The organism is Mesorhizobium delmotii, assembly GCF_900149755.1.
Taxonomy (GTDB): Bacteria; Pseudomonadota; Alphaproteobacteria; order Rhizobiales; family Rhizobiaceae; genus Mesorhizobium; species Mesorhizobium delmotii.
Genome location: NZ_FUIG01000031.1, coordinates 34,231 through 53,895 on the forward strand (window position 1 = coordinate 34,231; position 19,665 = coordinate 53,895).

Consider the following 19,665-nt stretch of genomic DNA (forward strand, 5'->3'; position numbering starts at 1 on the left):
TGCTCCCCGGCGTTCGCTCGCCATTCGTCATGCCACCGGCATGACGAATGCGCATCCCGCGCGCCGCGCCTCCACCTCCCCACCCAACCGTTTCTTAATGTGTTCTCGCTAGACCCAGACCCGAAAAAGAGGCGGAAAACGGAGAGTTGTGAGTGCGCTTTTCCGCGGCGACGACAGCCGGGCGGTTCCTGCCGCAGCGCCTTGCGCTGCGCGTAAAGCCGCTGCTTGGCCGTATCGACGCCGTGCTGTTCACCGCCGACGAGCGCGGCGAAGCCGGCCGCATGTCGCTCATCGCCTTTTCCATCCGCATCGTCAGCGCCGTCATCGCCTTCGTCAGCCAGGTGCTGATGGCGCGCTGGATGGGCTCGTTCGAATACGGCATTTTCGTCCTCGTCTGGGTGACGATGGTCATCGTCGGCAATCTCGCCTGCCTCGGCTTCCACACTTCGGTCATCCGCTTCATTCCCGAATACCGCGAGCGCAACATGCTGGCCGAATTGCGCGGCATCGTGCTGACCAGCCGCCTGTTCGTGCTGGTTGCCTCGACCGCGATTGCCGGGCTGGGCGCGCTCGGCGTCTGGCTGCTCTCGCCGTTTATCGAAAACTACTATGTCGTGCCGTTCATTCTCGGCCTCATCTGCATGCCGATGATCGCCATGTCGGACCTGCTGCAGGGGCTGGCGCGGGCCAACTCATGGGCGCTGTTTGCGCTGGCGCCGACCTATCTGGTGCGGCCGATGCTGATCCTGGCGCTCATGGCGCTGATGCTTGTGGTCGGCTTTGCGCCCGACGCCAGGACCGCGATCTTCGCCTCGATCGCCGCCGCCTATGCCACCACGCTCGGCCAACTCATCGGCATCACCACGCGCATCGACAAAAAAATCCCGGCCGGGCCGATGAAGGTGCATTTCGCGCAGTGGTTCCTGGTGTCGCTGCCGATCTTCCTGGTCGAAGGCTTCTTCTTTCTGCTCACCAATGCCGACGTGCTGATGGTCGGCGCCTATATGAATCCCAACGACGTCGCCGTCTATTTCGCCACGGTGAAAACGCTGGCGCTGGTGCATTTCGTCTATTTCGCGGTCAAGGCGGGCGTCGCCCAGCGCTACGCGCAATTCACCCATGGCGAGCCGGAAAAGCTCGCAGCCTTCGCCCGCGAAACGGTGTCGTGGACGTTCTGGCCGTCGCTGTTGATGGCGCTGCTGGTGCTGGTGCTGGGCGAGCCGATGCTGAGCCTGTTCGGCGCCGAATTCGTTGCCGGCTATCCCCTGCTGTTCCTGCTGGTCTTCGGCGTCGTCGCCCGCGCCGCCGTCGGCCCTTGCGAAAGCCTGCTCACCATGAGCGGCAACCAGAACATCTGCGCCGCCGTTTACGCCATGACGCTGGTCTTCAATATCGGCCTCAATTTGGTGCTGATCCCGCTTTTCGGCTTGTGGGGCGCGGCGATGGCGACTGCCTTCGCCATGATCTTCGAGGCCGGCGCGCTGTCCTTCACGGTCTGGCGCAGGCTCGGCATCGTCATGGCGATTTTCGCAGCCGCCGAAGGAGCCGCGTGATGGCCGCCATCCCGTTGCTCGAGGAAACCAGCGGCGGCCCGGCCGGCGCCATGGTGTCCGGCCTCGCAGGGCTGGCCCGCGAAGCCGATCCCGCCCATATCGAACTCTTGGCCAACGACCGGCCCGAGCGCAAGCTGGCGATCTACCCGGCTTCCGCCGGCTTCGACCTGGTCGAGGAACTCGACTATCTCTGCACCCGCACGATCGAGCCCAACGTCTTCTTCAACCCGCGCTTCCTGGCGCCCGCCATGCCGCGGCTGGAAGACCGCGAGGTGCGGCTGGCGGTCATCCGCGACGGCGACGAATACCGCAACCGGCTGCGCCTGCTGGTGCCGTTCTCGGTGGAGCGGCCGGCGATGCCGCTCGGGGTACGGGTCATGCGCACATGGTCGAGCCCGTTCGGCCCGATCGGCACGCCGCTGGTCGACCGTGACGATCCCGTCGGCGTCATCGAGGATTTCTTCTCGATGCTGTCGCGGCCGCATCTCAAGCTGCCTAAAGTCTTCATGCTGCCCGACATCCGGCTCGACGGCCCGGTGGCCAGCCTGCTGGCCACCGTCGCCGAGACGCGTGGCCTGACGCTGGTCACCACCGGCAAGGCCGAACGCCCGATGCTCGAAAGCGAGATCGACGGCGATGACTATCTGAAGGCCTCGCTGCGCTCGCACCACTATCGTGAGTTCCGCCGCCTGAAGCGCCGCCTTGCCGACCTCGGCAGGCTGGAGCATCTGGTGGCGCGCGGACCGGAAAATATCCGCTATGCCATCGAACGCTTCCTGACGCTGGAAGCAGCAGGCTGGAAAGGTCGCGAGCGCACCGCCATGGCTATCGACCGCTACCGCGCCGCCTTCGCTCGCGAGGCCGTGCACCGGCTGGCCGAACAGGATCTGTGCCGCATCCATTCGCTGACGCTCGACGACCGCACCATCGCCAGCCTGGTCGTCTTCGTCGAGGCCGGCGTCGCCTACACCTGGAAGACGGCCTATGACGAGACGCTCGCCGCCTATTCGCCGGGCACGCTGTTGATGATCGAGGTGACCGGGCAGCATCTCGACGATCCCAACATCATGATCACCGATTCCTGCGCCGTGCCCGACCATCCGGTGATGAGCCGGCTATGGACGGAGCGCAGGCCGATCGGCACGCTGGTCATCGGCCTGACGCCGGACGCCGACCGCCTCGCCCGCCAGGCGGCGTCGCAGCTTCACCTCTACCGCGAAACCCGCAACATGGCGCGCCTGCTGCGCAACCGGATGAAGAGCTTGCTGGGACGGCGGTAGCGTTGGCGGTCCTGCTAGGGACCTGGTTTGACAGGTCGGGCCAATAGCCGAAGCATCCCTCCACTTCGTCATCCCAGGGCGGAGCAAGGAGCGCAGCGAAGCGGAGCGCAGACCCTGGGATGACGAAGGCGCGGTGGGACTTAGCTAATCACCAGACGTTGGAGATTGGCAGATGGAGGCCGGTTGGCAGCGACCGTCGACAGCCCCCTTCAGGCTCAGTCGAAGACCAGAGCCTAGGTCGTGAGGATTAATTCTCACAAGCAGCGGAAAGGATTAGCATCGGCGATCGGCCGCGCAACCAGCATCATTGCCGCCTCGGTCCTGCACGGCAGAACGGCAGAACAAAAAACTGGGAGGAATGCATGACGAAAACCACTTACCTCAGGCGTCGCAGTATTCTCGCTTTGACCGGCCTCATCGGCGCCTGCCTGACTGCGGCCGCAGGTCAGGCCGCCGAGCCCGGCAAGGTCGAGATCGATGCCCTGAAACAATCGCTATCAAAGTACGAAGACTATAAGGCCGCCATTCGCGACCTCTATCTGTCGACGGTCGGATGCGTTTATTACAGCGGCGAAAAAGTGGCTGGAGCTATGGATTACCCGAAGGGCGCGATGGGCATTCATTTCGTCAACGTCGCGAGCGTCAGCCCGACACCAGATCCAGCGCGCCCCAATGTCCTTATCTATGAGCCGGTCGACGGCGGCTTGCGCCTGGTGGCCGTGGAATGGCTTGTTCCGCTGACGCCCGACACCAAAGAGCCGCCGAAACTCTTTGGACAGACGTTCCAGGGGCCGATGGAGGGGCATTATCCGCTTATTCCGGTGGAGTTCTACCATTACGATCTTCACGTCTGGCTGTTCAAGGACAACCCGCTCGGAATGTTCAGCCCGACGAACCCCGACGTGAAATGCGACAATTACGCGTTTCCGATGCCGGAGCAGCCGACCAAGATGGTGCCGGGGCCGATGTAATAGCGACCTGAGGTACGGAGTCTGATCTAATCAGGAAGCACCCGGCCTGGGCCTGAATTATGGTTATCCCAGGATGTTCCTGGGATAACATTCAACCGAGCTTTCAAGGCGTCTCGGGTGGTGCCCCTAGCCGGGGTCCCTGGACTAAATCGAACTGACGTCCAGACCGAACAATCTATCAGCAATCACAAGACCTTACGGGCTTATCGCCCCCGAAGTCCGATAGCCTCAATGTACCTCAGTGGGTATCAGGCGCTGTACCTCTGGTCAAGCCGCCAGCGCGACACTGGCGCGGCAGAACGTCCTGCTTCATAGTCCGTCGACCGGAACCATTGGGACCCATCGGCTATGAACTGGGGTATTGAGGAAATTACGGCTGCGGCCACGTTACTTGCTGCTGCGTGGGCCGGAAATGGTCGGCACTTCACAACCCGCAGCCCGGTCACGTCGCTTTCCGTGACGTCCTTTTAAAGGAAAAGACCACAGGAAGGACTTTATAGTGGATGTATTATTAGACTTTATATTGACAAAGGTTGGCCATTGGATACAGCGCAGAAAAAATAACAAACTTAAGTTTGTCTTGATGATTATTTTTTGGCTTGTCTCGTTGTTATTAGCTATTATGATGATCTATTTGCTGTATGTTCGTGGGTTTACATTCTAAAGCAGGTCCTTGCGCGTCGTGGTCGTCTCGATTTCCTCGCCCCGTAGAGTGGTGGCGGCAGTGTACGATCCTGTCACTTCAATTTGTAGCATCTGCTCCTTAGAGTTTGGCCCGCTGAGGGGCGTTTGTTTCTGGACGGTAGATTTGTACCGACGAGGCAGCGAACGCGCTCTGGCGGTCCTACCGCACAGTGTTCTGATGGTGTTTGATGAAAGACCCGGAGAGGGCTTTGAGCTTGGGGCAACGGGTTCACCTGGTTGGCGACCTGGCCCTCTCCGGGGAAGCGAGGTGGTACTGCTATATGCCGAGGTCGAGACGCATCTTGGCGGCTGCTCGGGCATGGGTAGTGAGAAGCTGCCAATCGCCCTTGACGACTGCCCTGCGGAAGGCTGGCAACTCCGCTTCGTCGATATGCTCTTGCCACTGGTTCGTGGTCAGGCCAAGCGGGCCAAGGATTTGCCGCTCGATGTGTTTGGTGAATGATGCCTCGACGATCAGGGCTTCAACATCGTGAACGCCAGCCGCCGCCGCGTCGATCACGCCGCCTTCGATGTAGCTGTCAATCACAGCCTGCCTTGCTTCCTCGGGCTGGGCTGCCGTCCACTCGCCAAGTATCTTATCGGTGGTCGAGACCATCTCGTCATACTCGGCCTGTTCGGCCTTTGCCTTGCGTTCCTCCTCGCTCAGGTCATCGTCGCCTTCGTCGTTCTGCTCGCCAGCGTCCGACCCCTCGGCGTTATTATGAGGGGCGGATTGTCTTGGCTTAACGAGCTTTCTGAAAAGACCTGGGAGCCTTGTAGCCGTGTAGCGCCAGAGTCTCGGCCAGCGCCTTCTGGTATGAGGCGGCATCCCTATCGGATGATCCGTCTCCGGGTCGGTCGGGTACTTAGCTGCGATGCCCTCGGCCACAGCGCTACGCTCCATCCAGTCGCGCATCTCGTCGTGGTGATCGTCGCCGCCCCCGTCATCATCCGTCGGCGGCCGGTAGGGATTGAGCCCCAGCGCCTTAACCTGTTCGACGGTCTCTTGAAACAACTCCCGCGCGGTCTTGGGCTTCTTGATGCCGCGCACCTCATCCCATGCCGCTGCCAGCGTCTGCTCGACCTTGCGATGCGCCTGCCGGTATTTCACCAGCGCATCACCCTTGGCATTCCCCAACGCAATGGTGATCTCACCCTTGCCTAATATCGGTCGCAGCTCTCGTTCAACGACGCGCCGGTAACGATAGCTGGAGCTGCCCAGCTTCTTGCTCTTGCGCTCTTGCCAGTAGTCCACGGTCACGCTGCTCATTTAGTTTGGACCCCTTAATGTACCTCAACGATGTACCTCGGGGGATGTCTAAGCCCTTGAAAGCCTTGAATTACTGGGCTTTGTCGGCGGTCAGTGGTGCCCCTAGCCGGGATCGAACCAGCACTCCTTGCGGAACTCGATTTTGAGTCGAGCGCGTCTACCAATTCCGCCATAGGGGCTCAGGCCGGGCGGCCTGGGCGCGGACTATACGGTTGGAGGCCTGTTCGTCAACTGGCCAATTCCCGACATGCGGCCTTCGCTCGGCCACGACCTTTCGATTTCGTGAAGCGGCGGCCATTGTGCGGCGCCAAAAATCTTTCTAGACAGGCAGCGCATTGAAGCGCGTCGCGTCTGGAGAGATTCATATGGCGCGCTTTTGGTCTTTGTTTTTATGCATTGTCATACCAAAACCGCTGCGCATTTTGGGTGAGTGCATCAGGAGTGCCAATGCTTCGCGGACTTTATGACTGGACCTTGTCGCTGGCGGCAAAGAAATCCGCCGAATGGTGGCTGGCCATCATCGCTTTCGTCGAAAGCTCGGTGTTCCTGGTGCCGGCCGACGTGCTGTATCTGCCGATGGCGCTGTCGCGGCCGGATCGCGCCTATCGCTACGCGCTGGTCGCCACGCTGGCTTCCGTTCTGGGCGGCATCGCCGGCTGGTACATCGGCCACTATGCCTACGACACGGTGGCGCGGCCGATCCTCGAATTCTACGGCAAATATGACGACTTCGAGACACTGCGCGTCTCGTCGGGCGTCGGCTTCATCATCCTGATGCTCATCACCTCCGGCCTCGCCCATCTGCCGCCGATCAAGGTGGTGACGATCCTGTCCGGCGTCATCGGCGTCAATCTCCTGCTGTTCATCGCGCTGGCGATCGTGGCGCGCGGCGCCCGCTTCCTGTTCCTGGCCTGGCTGCTGCGCCGCTATGGCGAACCGATCCGCGAGTTCATCGAAAAGCGCCTTGGCATGATCGCGGGCGCCGGCGCCGCTGCCCTGATTTCGCTCTATATCGTCGTCAAATACGCGTTTTAGAGCAAGGATATTCAAGTTGAACCATCCTTTGCTCTGACGGGAATGGACGGTAGATCAATGACAGCGACCGTGAATGCCGACACTGGACGCCAGCGCTTGCGAACGGCGGTGTTTCTCGCCGTCGCCATGGCCGCCACCGTCGGCTCGGCGCTGGCCTTCCAGCACCTCGGCGGCTACATCCCCTGCAAGCTCTGCCTGGAGCAACGCACCCCCTACTACATCGGCGTGCCGCTGATGCTGCTGGCGGCGCTTGCGTCGACACTGCGTGCCCCCGCATGGGTGACCCGCGGCCTGCTGGCCGTCGGCGGCCTGCTGATGGCCTACGGCGTCTATCTCGGCGTCTATCATTCCGGCGTCGAATGGGCGTGGTGGCCGGGGCCGACCGATTGTGCGGCGGCGGCAGGACCGGTGGATACCGGCGGCAAGGGCGTGCTCGACGCGCTCGACAGATTCGTCCCGCCCTCCTGCGACAAGGCCGCCGTGCGCATCCTCGGCCTGTCACTGGCCGGCTGGAACGCCATCGCCAGTTTTGTCCTGGCGGTCATCGCCTTCCGCGGCGCCTTTGCCCGCGACTGAGCTGCACAGCGCAGAGTTCGTCCAGAAATTCGTCAGGCCGGAGCGCATGACGTGGGTTTCGAGAACCGGAGCGGAGCGTACTTACAGTACGTGAGCACCGGAAGCGCAGAAAGCTGCGTCAGGCGACCGGCATGGCGGATTCTGCCGAACTCTACGGCTCGAGTTCGACATCCCAGTACAGATAATCCATCCAGCTTTCATGCAAATGGTTGGGCGGGAACAGGCGGCCATTGTTGTGCAGGTCATGCACCGTCGGCTGATAGGGCTTCTGCAGTGGCCACATCTTGGCGTGCGCCGGCATCATGCCGCCCTTCCTCAGATTGCAGGGCGAGCAGGCGGCGACGACATTCTCCCACGTCGTCGCGCCGCCGCGATGGCGGGGAACGACATGGTCGAAGGTCAGATCCTCGGGTGTGCCGCAATACTGGCACTGGAAACGGTCGCGCAGGAAGACGTTGAAGCGGGTGAAGGCCGGATGCCGCGATGGCTTCACATAGGCCTTCAGGCTGACGACGCTCGGCAGCTTCATCGAGAAGGTCGGCGACGATACGGCGTGCTCATATTCGGCGACGATGTTCACCCGCTCGAGGAACACCGCCTTGATGGCGTCCTGCCATGACCAGAGCGACAGAGGGTAATAGCTGAGCGGACGGTAATCCGCGTTCAGCACCAGTGCTGGAAGCCCATCCGGAGATACGGCAACCGTCACGTCATTGACCTCCTTGGTCCAGTGCATGACCCCGAAAATCGACTGATTTTCGGAAAGGATCATGCACAGATTCAAAAGTCTTACAGCGTCCTTTGCGCATCCAATCGGATGCGCGGCGCTGTAACCTGTCGGCGCGGATACTGTAAGCCCGACATGACAGGGATGTGAAGCGGCTTGTCGATCAAACGCAGCGCTAAAAATGCAGGATTTTCATGCTTTTTTGCGGATTCAGGCAGGAGGCGCGGCGTCCCTGCCCCGGGTTTCACGATAATAGGCCCAAAAAAGCCTTGATGCGACACCTCGCCACGGGCTCCATGATTCGGCGAGCTGGATCAGTGTTTTCTCGGGCGGACGCGGGTCGATGCCGAGCGCGTGGCCGACCGCGCTCTGCAGGGCAACGTCGCGTGCCGGGAAGACATCGGGGTGGCCGGCGGCGAACAAAAGATAGACTTCCGCCGTCCACGGGCCGATGCCCGACACCTTGGTCATCGCCGCGATCGCCTCAGTGGCGTCGAGCAAGCAGAGATGATCGAGGTCGAGGCCATCGACCACCGCCTGGGCGACGGCGATCAGGCCGCGCTGCTTCGGCCGCGACAGTCCGGCCTCGCGAAAAATGGCTTTGTCGGCGGCAAGAATGGCTTGCGGCGTCAGCGGATCGACGAGTTTTGTCAGCCGCCCGAAGATGGCGTCGGCGCTGGCGCGGGAAACCTGCTGCGAGACGATGATCGAGGCAAGGCTTCTGAACCCCGGCTCGGAGAGCCGAAGCGGCACCTCGCCGGCCATGCCGCGCACCTTTGCAAGACGCGGGTCGAGCAGGCAGAGCGCGTCGAGCCCTTGCGCGATGTCGTCGAGCGTGGCGATGCGTTGCATGCTTGCTTGTTCCCAGCGCAAAATAGCAATTCGTAATCAGGCGCAAAGTAGCAACTGGCGAAAGCGCCGCACAATCCGATTGCCGCCGAAGGATGACACTCCTGACATTCCGCTTCGCGCCGAGCCCAAATGGCGAACTGCATCTCGGCCATGCCTATTCGGCGCTGCTCAATCAAAAATTGGCGAGGGCAACCGGCGGGCGCCTGTTGCTGCGCATCGAGGACATCGACACGACGCGCTGCACGCCGGAATTCGAGGCCGGCATTTTTCGCGACCTGAGATGGCTCGGGCTTGGCTGGGAAGAACCGGTGCGCCGTCAGTCCGAGCATTTCGCGGACTATCAGGCGGTGCTCGACCGGCTGATCAGGGAAGAACTCGTCTACCCAGCCTTCATGAGCCGTGGCGAAATCCGCGCCTTCATTGCCGACAGAGAAAAGCGCGGCCGCGACTGGCCGCGCGACCCGGACGGTGTACCGCTCTATCCCGCCGTCGACAAGGCATTGCCGATGAGGGAACGCCAACGTCGGATTGCCGAGAACGCGCATTTCGCCTGGCGGCTCGACGTCAATGCTGCGATGGCGCGCGTCGGCAAGAATCTGGCATGGATGGAATTTTCGGATGAGATGCTTTCCGCAACACATGCGGTGGACGCCCGGCCGCAGGACTGGGGCGACGTGATCGTGGCGCGCCGTGAAATCCCGACAAGCTATCATCTCGCCGTCGTCGTCGACGACGCGCTGCAAGGCGTCAGCCATGTGGTGCGCGGCCAGGACCTCTATTCCGCCACCGGCGTGCAGCGCCTGCTCCAGGAGATCCTCGGCCTGCCGCAACCAAGCTACTTTCATCATCGTCTCGTCCTCGGCCCGGACGGAAGAAAGCTGTCGAAGAGTTTTGCGGATACCGGCCTTGCCGCCCTGCGCGAGGCCGGCGCATCACCGGCCGACGTCAGGCGGCTGATTGGGATTTAGGGGCCAAGCGCATAGTCGCTTCGTCGTTCCCAGGGCGGAGCAAGGAGCGAAGCGACGCGGCGTCACGGCGGTGCAGACCCTTTTATGGCGGAGGCCGGACATCTCCCCCACTTGGGGGGAGATCGGCCGTCACCACCGCCTTCGCGAACCGCCACTGTCGCAGGAGCGAGCGGTGCGCCAAAGCTGCCGATCTCCCCCCTTGTGGGGGAGATGCCCGGCAGGACAGAGGGGGGCGCGAAGGATCACTACAGATGAGCATTTATCCTGAGCCGCTGCATTCTTCGGCTGATGTCACGGCATGGATCCCAGGGTCTGCGCCGCGTCGCTTCGCTCCTTGCTCCGCCCTGGGATGACGAAGGCGCGGGGGCTTACGGCTAATCGCCAGCGTCAGGGATGGCGGCTGGAGGCCGGCTGACAGCGATCGTCCACAGTCGCTTTCAGGCTCGGTCTAAGAACCAAATCCTCTGTGCAGAGGAACTGGATTATGTTTGATCTGAAACCTCCCTGACCCAGAGCGCATCCTTCAATTTGGATGAGCCTATGGATCAACCGTTCGGTTTTGCTTGCCGGGTTGAACCGCATTAGAGCAGTCGCGACAGTCAACCCTCACCGATCACGCGGCAGCCTTCCGAAAATGCACAGCATCAAGCGGTTCATCCCCGCCTCTTTCGTCGTCCTGTGGGCGACCGGCTTCATTGGCGCGCGTTACGCCATGCCGTGGGCCGAGCCGTTCACCTTCCTGGCCGCGCGCTTCGTTCTGGCAGCCGTCCTGTTGGCCGCCTTGATGGCAGCATTCGGTTCCAGGCGGGCGACCCGAGCGGAAGCGCTCCACGCGACCGGCGCCGGCATCCTGATGCATGGCGTCTATCTCGGCGGCGTGTTCTGGGCCATCCATCGAGGCATGCCGGCCGGGCTTTCGGCCTTGATCGTCGGGCTGCAGCCGCTGATCACGGCGGTGATGGCCGGCCGGTTTCTTGGCGAGGCCATCTTGCCGCGCCATTGGGCCGGTCTCGGCATTGGCCTGGTCGGTGTGGTCATCGTGCTGTGGCCGAAGCTCGGTGCCCTCGGCGGCGGCGTGACGGCCGAGACGTTGGCCGCCTCGCTTGTCTCGGTGCTCGGCATGAGCGCCGGCACGATCTGGCAGAAGCGCTTCGCCTCGGGCGGCGATCTGGTGGCGGCCACGACGTGGCAATATGTTGGCGGCGCGTCGGTGATGGTCCTGGCCTCGCTCGCCTTCGAGACGCGAACGGTCGTCGTCAACGGCGAGCTGATCTTTGCCATGGCATGGCTGGTGCTGGTGCTGTCGATCGGCGCCATCTTCCTTTTGATGGTGATGATCCGCGACGGCGAGATGTCGAAGGTCGCTTCGCTGTTCTATCTGGTCCCGGCCGTCACCGCGGTCATCGCCTGGATATTGTTCGGCGAACAGTTGAACCTGGTCCAGATCGTCGGCATGGCGATCGCGACGCTCGGCGTCGGGCTGGCAACCGCTCAGCCGACCAAGAATCAGCCGACGCGGGCGCGTGCCTCCAGATAGCGGCTGATCGCGGCATTGAGCTCACCGCCGAGGATGAAGATCGCCGAGACGATATAGAGGAAGACGACCGCGACCATGATCGAGGCAAGCCCGGCATAGGTCGTCACATAGGACGAGAAACGGTCGAGATAGGCGGCGAAGATGGTCGACCCGATGAGCCAGGCAATCAGCGTGAAGATGATGCCCGGTATGATCGAGACGAAGCGGCGCTTGCCCGCAGGCAGCCAGTAATGCACCGCGAACAGCCCGCCGACGATAACGGCGGAGGCGATGATGTAACGCCACAGCGTGATCGTGCCCATATAGGGCTTTATCCATTCGAAATTGGCCTCGGCCAGCCGCCCCAGTAAGGGCGCGAAAACCACGAGCACGCTGATCACCAGAAAACCTGCCGTGGCGATCAGCACGAAGACGATGCTCTGCACCCGGCGATAGATGATGCCGCGCGTTTCGGAAACGCGGTAGGCGCGGTTGAGCGAGGTGCGCAGCGCCTCGATGCCGTTCGAGGCGAAGAAGGCGGCAAGCAGCACGCCATAGGTCAACAAGTCGGTGCGCTGCACGGTGAGCACGTTGAGCACTTCGCGCGCGATCGGCTTGGCGATTTGCTCGGGCCAGGTGTCGAAGACGAGATGCACGGCGGTGTCGGCAAAAGCCTGTGCGCCGAGGAAGCTGGCCAGCGTCGTGGCGAAAATCAGAAAGGGGAAAAGCGCCATCAGCGCCGTGATCGCCAGATGACTGGCCATCGCCCAGCCATCGTCTGCATCGAAATGGCCGAACGCGTCATAGAGCACGCGTTTGACGGCTACGATCTTCCGCAACACGAACCGCGTTCCCTTCGATTGTCTCGACGCCGAGAATATGGGAAGGGATTGCGGCAAATGGCAAGCCTAGGTCAAAGCACGCCTCCTCCTGGAGGAGAGTTGCGCACCATCATCGTCACCGGAGCTTCTTCCGGGATAGGCGCCTATTGCACCCGGGCGCTGAAGGCGGAAGGCTGGCGGGTGTTCGCGACGGCACGCAAGCCGGAGGATATCGCCGCCCTCGAGGTCGATGGTATCGAGGCCTTCTATCTGGACTACCGCGAGACCGGATCCATCGAGACCCTGGTGGCGTCAGTGCTGGAGCGGACGGGCGGACGGCTCGATGCCCTGTTCAACAACGGCGCTTACGCACAGCCCGGCGCCGTCGAGGACCTGCCGGTGGCAGCACTCAGGGAGCAATTCGAGGCGAATGTCTTTGGCTGGCATGACCTTACCCGCCGCGTCGTCCCGGTGATGCGGCGCCAGGGCCATGGCCGTCTTGTCCACTGCTCCTCGATCCTCGGCCTGGCGCCGCTGCCCTTTCGCGGCGCCTATTCGGCGTCGAAGCACGCGATCGAAGGGCTGATGCTGTGCATGCAGCAGGAACTTCAGGGCAGCGGCATCCATGTCTCGCTGATCGAGCCGGGGCCGGTGACATCGAAGATCGCCAGCAACGGCCTTGTGTGGTTTCTCAGGAATATCGACCGTGAGAATTCCGTCCACCGCCGCGCCTACGAGGCGCAGCTGCAACGGCTGCAGGCCGGCGGCAGCACGTCACGGCTGAAGCCTGGGCCGGAGGTGGTTCATGCGGCCTTGCGCCATGCGCTTCTGTCGCGGCGCCCGCATCCGCATTATGTGGTAACGGTGCCGGCCAGGATCGGCGTTATCCTCAAACGCATGCTGCCGGCATCAATGCTCTACCGCCTGCTTGCCAAACGCGCCTGAACGCAATCGACTGGAAACACACTATGGCAACCGTCTTCAACATCCTCGCTGTCCTCGTCATGGTCGCCGTGGTGATCGTGCTGATCCGCGGCCTCGTCAACATGATGCGCGGCGGCTCCGGCATGACCTCCAACAAGCTGATGCAGACGCGCGTGCTGCTGCAGTTCGTGGCATTGGTGCTGATCATGCTGGCGGTGTATTTCACCCGCAAGTGACGAGGGTGGCGAGTTCGGGAGGCAGAGCGTGGTCAAGCTCAACAAGATCTATACCCGCACCGGCGACGACGGCACCACCGGCCTCGGCACCGGTGAACGGCGGCTGAAATCCGATCTGCGCATCGACGCCTATGGCACGATCGACGAAGCCAATGCCTGCATCGGCATGGCCCGCATCCACACCGCAGCAACATATCCGGCGATCGATGCGATGCTCGGCCGCATCCAGAACGACCTTTTCGACCTCGGCGCCGATCTGGCCGTGCCGGACGACGGCAAGCCGCTCGACTATGAGCCGCTGCGCATCACCGCTGCGCAGACCGACCGTGTCGAAAAGGACATCGACCTGCTCAACAAGGACCTGCAGCCGCTCAAATCCTTCGTGCTCAACGGCGGCACGCCGGCGGCGGCTGCCCTTCACCTCGCCCGCACGGTTGCACGGCGGGCCGAGCGCATCATGGTGGCTTTGACGCAGGACCCAGGCGAGCATGTCAACCGCGAGGCGATAAGATACATCAACCGCGTATCGGACTTTCTGTTCGTCGCCGCGCGCGCAGTCAATGACAATGGAAACGCCGACGTGCTATGGGTTCCCGGCAAGAACCGCTGAATCTGCCGAGGCGGGAGGGGGTCCGATGTTCATCCCGCTTTATGACACCAACCGGCTGCGCCACATCAAGCTGCAATATGTGACGATCGGCCTGATCGCGTTCAACACGCTCATCTACTTCGCCACCGCGCTTGGCGGCGAGCAGTTCACCAACGCCGCTGTGCTGGGCCTCGGCTTCATTCCGTCGGTCGTCCACGACAGCGTCGAACTGGCTCCGCAGTTTGTCGTCATTCCGGAGAGCCTGAGCTACGTCACCTATTCCTTCCTGCATGCCGATATTTTCCACCTCGCCGGCAACATGCTGTTCCTCTGGGTGTTCGGCGACAATGTCGAGGACGCGTTCGGCCATGTCCGCTTTCTCATCTTTTATCTGCTTTGCGCCATTGCCGGCGCCTTCTTCCAGGGCCTGATCGCGTGGGACTCGCAGGTTCCGCTGATCGGCGCGTCAGGCGCCATCGCCGGCGTGGTCGCCGCCTATCTGATCCTCTACCCCAGGGTGAAGGTATGGGTGCTGGCCTTCGCCCGCATCCCACTGCGCATCCCGGCCTTCATCCCGCTCATCCTTTGGATCCTGTTCCAGATCGTGATGTTCGCCGCCGGCGGCGAGGATCAGATTTCCTGGGCCTGCCATGTCGGCGGCATCATCGCCGGGGCCGTGCTGGTGCTCGTCTTGCGCAACCGCGCCGTACCACTGCTTGCCGGTGCTGAGGAAGAAACCACGTTGGTCGTCGGCCCGGCACCCGCTGCTGCAGAGCCCACGGCAAGCGACCCGCTAGCGCAGCCGGCGCCGCGCTGGGGCCGGGGAAGCGCCTCCAGTCCGGACTGAACCGATTTGAGTGCGTCGCGGATGATTTGGGCGCGCCCCGGATATTGACGTGCGGGGTCGCCGCAACTACGGAAGCTTTCCCACAATGCATGTCGCGCAAAAGTGTGCAGCGGTTTTGCGATAACGACATGCATAAAACAACAACCTAAAGCGCGTCGCGTGAGGCCGGTCAAACGCGACGCGCTTTAGGCGGTCGGAGACCAGAATTCCGTCCGGAATGTCGGCTTTCGACAACTCTGAAGAGGCGCACACTGCTATAGCGCGCCCGACTATCTTGAAAGAGGTGGCTATCGTGAAAGAGGTGACAGGCAAATGAAGATCCTTGTGCCCGTGAAGCGGGTTGTGGATGCGAATGTGAAGGTTCGTGTGAAGGCTGACGGTTCGGCGGTGGAACTCGCCAACGTCAAGATGGCGATGAACCCGTTCGACGAGATCGCGGTCGAAGAGGCGATCCGGCTGAAGGAGGCCGGCAAGGCGGAAGAGATCATCGTTGTCTCGATCGGGCCGCAGCAGGCGCAGGAGACGTTGCGCACCGCGCTGGCCATGGGTGCCGACCGCGCCATCCTGGTCAAGACCGACGAGCAGACGGAGCCGCTGGGTGTCGCCAAGGTGCTGAAGGGCGTGGTCGAGGCGGAAAAGCCCGGTCTTGTCATTCTCGGCAAGCAGGCGATCGACGACGATTCGAACCAGACCGGCCAGATGCTGGCCGCACTTCTGGGCTGGGCGCAAGGCACTTTTGCTTCCAAGGTCGTTATCGATGGCGACAAGGCCAAGGTGACGCGCGAGGTCGATGGCGGCCTGCAGACGGTGGAACTGAAGATGCCGGCGATTGTCACCGCGGATCTTCGCCTCAACCAGCCGCGCTATGCCTCGCTGCCCAACATCATGAAAGCCAAGAAGAAGCCGCTCGACGAGAAGAGCCCGGCCGACTACGGCGCCGACGTCAAGCCGCGGCTGAAGGTGATCAAGACCGAGGAGCCGGGCGGCCGCAAGGCGGGCGTCAAGGTCAAGAGCGTCGCCGAATTGGTCGACAAGCTGAAGAACGAAGCCGGCGTGCTCTAAGGAAATCCGATGAGGCCGGCCTGCAAACGGCCGGTTTCTCCGCTTCCGGTGCTCACGTACTGAAGTACGCTCCGCTCCGGTTCTCGAAACCAACCGTTTTCGACTCGGCCTGACCGGATTTCAGGTGTCTCGAAAACGAAAGTCAGGGATATCATAATGGCTATTCTTCTGATTGCCGAACACGACAATGCTACGCTTTCCGACCAGACCGCCAAGGCGCTTTCGGCAGCACTGCAGATCGGCTCGGATGTGCATGTGCTGGTCGCCGGCAAGGGCGCCAAGCCGGCAGCCGACGCCGCCGCCAAGCTCAAGGGCGTGAGCAAGGTGCTGCTCGCCGAAGCCGACGAACTCACCGAGCGTCTCGCCGAGCCGCTGGCGGCGCTCGTAGTCGGCATAGCCGGCGCCTATGACACGATCATCGCGCCCGCAACCTCATCGGGCAAGAATGTCGCGCCGCGCGTGGCAGCCCTGCTCGACATCGCGCAGGTGTCGGAGATCATCGAAGTGGTGTCATCAGACACCTTCAAGCGGCCGATCTATGCCGGTAACGCCATCCAGACGGTGCAGTCGAGCGACGCCAAGAAGGTCATCACCGTGCGCACCGCCTCCTTCCAGGCCGCACCCGAGGGCGGTTCCGCCCCGGTCGAGACGGTTCCGGCGGCGGCCAATCCCGGCCTGTCGAGCTTCGTCGAGAACAAGCTTTCCGAGACCGATCGTCCGGAGCTGACTTCGGCCAAGATCATCATCTCGGGCGGCCGCGCGCTGGGCTCTTCGGAGAAATTCCAGGAAGTCATCCTGCCGATCGCCGACAAGCTCGGTGCGGCCGTCGGCGCCTCGCGTGCCGCCGTAGACGCCGGCTACGCGCCGAACGACTGGCAGGTCGGCCAGACCGGCAAGGTGGTCGCACCCGATCTCTACATCGCCGTCGGCATCTCCGGTGCCATCCAGCATCTTGCCGGCATGAAGGATTCGAAGGTCATCGTCGCCATCAACAAGGACGAGGAAGCGCCGATCTTCCAGGTCGCCGACTACGGCCTCGTCGGCGACCTTTTCGTCATTCTGCCGGAGCTGCAAAAGGCGCTTTGACGCCTTCTGGCAAAGCGTATTAAATTGTGAAGCGCGGGGTAGACGAAGTCGCCCCGCCCTTTTAGTTTGCACCGCACAAAAAGCAGGCCGCAAAGGCCTTTTGACGGGATCGGTGTAATGAACAAGATCGAGACGATCGGCATCATCGGCGCGGGCCAGATGGGCGGCGGCATTGCGCATGTGTCCGCGCTTGCGGGCTACAAGGTGCTGGTCTACGACATCTCACCCGACCGCATCGAAAAGGGCATCGCCACGATCAGCGGCAACATGGCCCGCCAGGTCGGCTCCGGCAAACTCGAGGAAAAGCTGCGCAACGAGGCGATGGCGCGCATTTCGGCAGCGCCCACCATGGCCGATCTTGCGGGTGCCGATCTGGTGATTGAAGCGGCGACCGAGGACGAGACGGTCAAGCGCAAGATCTACGCCCAGCTCTGCCCGCAGCTCAATCCCGAAGCCATCCTGGCAACGAACACCTCGTCGATCTCGATCACACGTCTCGCCGCGCAGACCGACAGGCCGGAGCGTTTCATCGGCATCCATTTCATGAATCCGGTTCCGCTGATGAAGCTGGTCGAACTGGTGCGCGGCATCGCCACCGAGGACCAGACCTTCGAAGCGGCAAAGGCCTATGTGAACCATCTCGACAAGACCATCACCGTCTCGGAGGATTTTCCGGCCTTCATCGTCAACCGCATCCTGCTGCCGATGATCAACGAGGCGATCTACACGCTCTATGAGGGGGTCGGCTCGGTCGACGCGATCGACACCGCCATGCGGCTCGGCGCCAACCATCCGATGGGACCGCTGCAGCTCGCCGATTTCATCGGCCTCGACACCTGCCTGTCGATCATGCAGGTGCTGCATGACGGCCTGTCGGATTCGAAATACCGCCCCTGCCCGCTGCTGGTGAAATATGTCGAGGCCGGCTGGCTCGGCCGCAAGACCGGACGCGGCTTCTACGATTATCGCGGCGAGCATCCCGTTCCGACGCGCTGACCGGCGATACGAGCTCACGGACATCGCGCGCGGTCGCGCTGAGTGAAGACCATGCGGCTGTCTGTCGACAGCTTCTTGGCCGCTGATCGAAGACCGCATCAGGCCGATCCTTGCCCGTTTGCTCGCCGACCGCCGAAGCCCGATGGATTTGGCTTAAACCAGCCCGGCAGAGCGTTTCACGTAGAGCATTTGCAGCCAAGTGGAATCACTTGGCGTCGCACAAATGCGGCTAAAACAAAGAGATAGAGCGGAATGCCGGTTCAATCCAAACGCATTCCGCTTTAGGGTCAAAACTCAATCAGCGGGCTGCCGCCAATGGCCGAGATGGGTGGAAACTTGCCGTATGCGCGCCTGTCGGAACGACGTGATTGCGGCAAGGAGCGGACGTCGCCCCGCCTATGCGGCTTGCTCACTCTAGCGTCGGGGCGGTCCGCAGACCGTTGAAACGAAATCGCTACGAAGCCCACGGGCAGACCTTAGCCTCCTGCGCTGAGCATTTCGATGATTGTTAAATCCAAAGAATCACCACAGGACGGTGGCCGTCGAGCGAGTTTTCAGCAGCCCATTTCCGCAGCCTATTAATGTGCAACTTGGGAAGCTGCCGACATCAATTCCTCGGGATTCAGCGCTCTGAAGGTGTTGAGGCCATCCTCCAGAACTTCAGTGGAGGTCCAGCGAACGACACCGTCGCGGTCGAGCAGGAATTGGCCGACGGGCTGCCCCATGCCGGTGGCCATCATCTGTTGATCCGCTTCCGTAATCTCATATCCTTCCTTCTTATTAAGAAACTCGTCCATTGCCATGACGTCCATAGGCTTGGGCAACTCGCCCGGGAGATGGATCCGTATCGCCATGACCGTGTCCATCCCGACCTCGCGCAAGCCGAAAGCACGGTGCGAGGCCCGCTCCGGGTCGGATGCGGCGAGAAGATCGGGTGACGGGTGGTAACGGAAATAGAGCCGCGCCCGCTCGACCGGCGTATTGACCACCGCCAGGCATTCGACGCCTTTATCACGCAGGGCCGGCTTGAGTTGCGCCATCGCCGCGACATGGCGCCGGCAGAACGGACAGTGCAGGCCTCGGAACAAACCGATCAACAACGGGCTACGGCCTCGAAAATCGTCGAGCGCGATCTTGCCTTCGCGCGAGATCGCGTCGAGCACAATATTCGGTGCCCGGTCGCCGGGCTGCAGCGGGCGGTCGATACTACTCGTGGACATGGACAACCTCCTCGCCCCGGGTCAGTCAGGGAAAGCAGCACACCCAGCGTTTCGGAGGCGATCAAGTGCTGGGGCGAAAGCTTCCTGTGCCAAGGCAATAGCTTTCGACCTCTGCCATATTGCCGAGGTCGAGATTACGCGCGTTGCAAGCCCATCATAACACGAAAAAGCATCTGCGGGTGCCGCCAAATGTGGTGAATTACCTTACGCGAGCGCACTCCCGAATGCTCTTGCGCTGAAGGTCAGGTTCCCGACCTCGATTTGGAGGTTCAAGTCTGCAACGCCCAAGGTCGTCAACGGGTCGAACTAGGTCGTTCAGAATGAATGAGTTTTGACCTTAGAGCATCATGGTCTCCGATCGCGGGCCGTCGCTACCAGCGCACAAAAACCCGCCCGCCGAGCGCGCCGAGCCCGGCGAGGATGGCAATCGCGATCGTGTACCAGGTGGCGAC

General features: G+C 62.1%; 19 protein-coding genes and 1 tRNA gene. 14 read left to right on the forward strand and 6 right to left on the reverse strand.

The window, feature by feature from the left end:
• Nucleotides 1-152: 152 nt before the first annotated feature.
• The 3 genes from BQ8482_RS19910 to BQ8482_RS19920 all read left to right on the forward strand — a co-directional run bounded on the left by BQ8482_RS19910 (nucleotide 153) and on the right by BQ8482_RS19920 (nucleotide 3,804).
• Nucleotides 153-1,553 carry a lipopolysaccharide biosynthesis protein gene (locus BQ8482_RS19910; RefSeq protein ID WP_123149176.1) on the forward strand — a complete coding sequence of 467 codons (1,401 nt, stop codon included), beginning with the start codon at nucleotides 153-155 and terminating at the stop codon, nucleotides 1,551-1,553.
• A complete protein-coding gene (locus BQ8482_RS19915) occupies nucleotides 1,553-2,833 on the forward strand; it encodes a GNAT family N-acetyltransferase (RefSeq protein ID WP_123149177.1) in 1,281 nt (426 codons plus the stop codon). Before BQ8482_RS19910 ends, BQ8482_RS19915 begins: the two co-directional genes overlap by 1 nt.
• A gap of 362 nt (nucleotides 2,834-3,195) precedes the next feature.
• Entirely contained in the window at nucleotides 3,196-3,804 is a 609-nt protein-coding gene (locus BQ8482_RS19920; RefSeq protein WP_123149178.1) for a hypothetical protein, read from the forward strand.
• A gap of 961 nt (nucleotides 3,805-4,765) precedes the next feature.
• Here the strand turns inward: BQ8482_RS19920 and BQ8482_RS19925 are convergent.
• Both BQ8482_RS19925 and BQ8482_RS19930 read right to left on the reverse strand, forming a co-directional pair.
• A complete protein-coding gene (locus BQ8482_RS19925; RefSeq protein ID WP_123149179.1) occupies nucleotides 4,766-5,758 on the reverse strand; it encodes a hypothetical protein in 993 nt (330 codons plus the stop codon).
• A gap of 94 nt (nucleotides 5,759-5,852) precedes the next feature.
• A tRNA-Leu gene (locus tag BQ8482_RS19930) sits at nucleotides 5,853-5,937 on the reverse strand.
• A gap of 268 nt (nucleotides 5,938-6,205) precedes the next feature.
• Here BQ8482_RS19930 and BQ8482_RS19935 point away from each other — a divergent pair.
• Together BQ8482_RS19935 and BQ8482_RS19940 are read left to right on the forward strand one after the other, a co-directional pair.
• Nucleotides 6,206-6,793, forward strand: coding sequence for a YqaA family protein (locus tag BQ8482_RS19935; protein ID WP_123149180.1), 588 nt, complete (start codon nucleotides 6,206-6,208; stop codon nucleotides 6,791-6,793).
• Nucleotides 6,794-6,850: 57 nt separating this feature from the next.
• On the forward strand, nucleotides 6,851-7,369 hold the full coding sequence (locus tag BQ8482_RS19940; RefSeq protein WP_123149181.1) for a disulfide bond formation protein B: 519 nt from the start codon (nucleotides 6,851-6,853) through the stop codon (nucleotides 7,367-7,369).
• 151 nt (nucleotides 7,370-7,520) lie between these two features.
• On the opposite strand, the gene BQ8482_RS19945 is transcribed toward BQ8482_RS19940, so the two are convergent.
• Both BQ8482_RS19945 and BQ8482_RS19950 read right to left on the reverse strand, forming a co-directional pair.
• On the reverse strand, nucleotides 7,521-8,078 hold the full coding sequence (locus BQ8482_RS19945; protein ID WP_029348574.1) for an HNH endonuclease: 558 nt from the start codon (nucleotides 8,076-8,078) through the stop codon (nucleotides 7,521-7,523).
• Between the two features lie 228 nt (nucleotides 8,079-8,306).
• Nucleotides 8,307-8,948, reverse strand: a complete 642-nt coding sequence (locus BQ8482_RS19950; RefSeq protein WP_123149182.1) for a DNA-3-methyladenine glycosylase family protein — start codon at nucleotides 8,946-8,948, stop codon at nucleotides 8,307-8,309.
• 92 nt (nucleotides 8,949-9,040) lie between these two features.
• Between BQ8482_RS19950 and gluQRS the strand changes: the two genes are divergently transcribed.
• Together gluQRS and BQ8482_RS19960 are read left to right on the forward strand one after the other, a co-directional pair.
• On the forward strand, nucleotides 9,041-9,916 hold the full coding sequence (gene gluQRS, locus BQ8482_RS19955; RefSeq protein ID WP_123149183.1) for a tRNA glutamyl-Q(34) synthetase GluQRS: 876 nt from the start codon (nucleotides 9,041-9,043) through the stop codon (nucleotides 9,914-9,916).
• 634 nt (nucleotides 9,917-10,550) lie between these two features.
• Nucleotides 10,551-11,453, forward strand: a complete 903-nt coding sequence (locus tag BQ8482_RS19960) for a DMT family transporter (RefSeq protein WP_123149184.1) — start codon at nucleotides 10,551-10,553, stop codon at nucleotides 11,451-11,453.
• Here BQ8482_RS19960 and BQ8482_RS19965 read toward each other — a convergent pair.
• Entirely contained in the window at nucleotides 11,423-12,274 is an 852-nt protein-coding gene (locus tag BQ8482_RS19965) for a YihY/virulence factor BrkB family protein (protein WP_095493464.1), read from the reverse strand. The genes BQ8482_RS19960 and BQ8482_RS19965 overlap by 31 nt on opposite strands.
• Before the next feature lie 57 nt (nucleotides 12,275-12,331).
• Here BQ8482_RS19965 and BQ8482_RS19970 point away from each other — a divergent pair, with 57 nt between their 5' ends.
• The 7 genes from BQ8482_RS19970 (at nucleotide 12,332) to BQ8482_RS20000 (ending at nucleotide 17,993) form a co-directional block, all read left to right on the forward strand.
• Nucleotides 12,332-13,198, forward strand: a complete 867-nt coding sequence (locus BQ8482_RS19970) for an SDR family oxidoreductase (protein ID WP_123149185.1) — start codon at nucleotides 12,332-12,334, stop codon at nucleotides 13,196-13,198.
• A gap of 23 nt (nucleotides 13,199-13,221) precedes the next feature.
• Nucleotides 13,222-13,413, forward strand: coding sequence for a twin transmembrane helix small protein (locus BQ8482_RS19975; RefSeq protein WP_123149186.1), 192 nt, complete (start codon nucleotides 13,222-13,224; stop codon nucleotides 13,411-13,413).
• A gap of 28 nt (nucleotides 13,414-13,441) precedes the next feature.
• Entirely contained in the window at nucleotides 13,442-14,023 is a 582-nt protein-coding gene (locus BQ8482_RS19980; protein WP_123149187.1) for a cob(I)yrinic acid a,c-diamide adenosyltransferase, read from the forward strand.
• Nucleotides 14,024-14,048: 25 nt separating this feature from the next.
• On the forward strand, nucleotides 14,049-14,849 hold the full coding sequence (locus BQ8482_RS19985; RefSeq protein WP_123149188.1) for a rhomboid family intramembrane serine protease: 801 nt from the start codon (nucleotides 14,049-14,051) through the stop codon (nucleotides 14,847-14,849).
• 312 nt (nucleotides 14,850-15,161) lie between these two features.
• Nucleotides 15,162-15,911, forward strand: a complete 750-nt coding sequence (locus BQ8482_RS19990; protein ID WP_023797241.1) for an electron transfer flavoprotein subunit beta/FixA family protein — start codon at nucleotides 15,162-15,164, stop codon at nucleotides 15,909-15,911.
• 156 nt (nucleotides 15,912-16,067) lie between these two features.
• On the forward strand, nucleotides 16,068-16,997 hold the full coding sequence (locus BQ8482_RS19995) for an electron transfer flavoprotein subunit alpha/FixB family protein (RefSeq protein ID WP_123149189.1): 930 nt from the start codon (nucleotides 16,068-16,070) through the stop codon (nucleotides 16,995-16,997).
• A 117-nt stretch (nucleotides 16,998-17,114) separates the two neighbouring features.
• Entirely contained in the window at nucleotides 17,115-17,993 is an 879-nt protein-coding gene (locus BQ8482_RS20000; RefSeq protein ID WP_029348585.1) for a 3-hydroxybutyryl-CoA dehydrogenase, read from the forward strand.
• A gap of 578 nt (nucleotides 17,994-18,571) precedes the next feature.
• Here the strand turns inward: BQ8482_RS20000 and BQ8482_RS20005 are convergent.
• Nucleotides 18,572-19,213 carry a peroxiredoxin-like family protein gene (locus tag BQ8482_RS20005; RefSeq protein ID WP_123149190.1) on the reverse strand — a complete coding sequence of 214 codons (642 nt, stop codon included), beginning with the start codon at nucleotides 19,211-19,213 and terminating at the stop codon, nucleotides 18,572-18,574.
• Nucleotides 19,214-19,665: the final 452 nt, after the last annotated feature.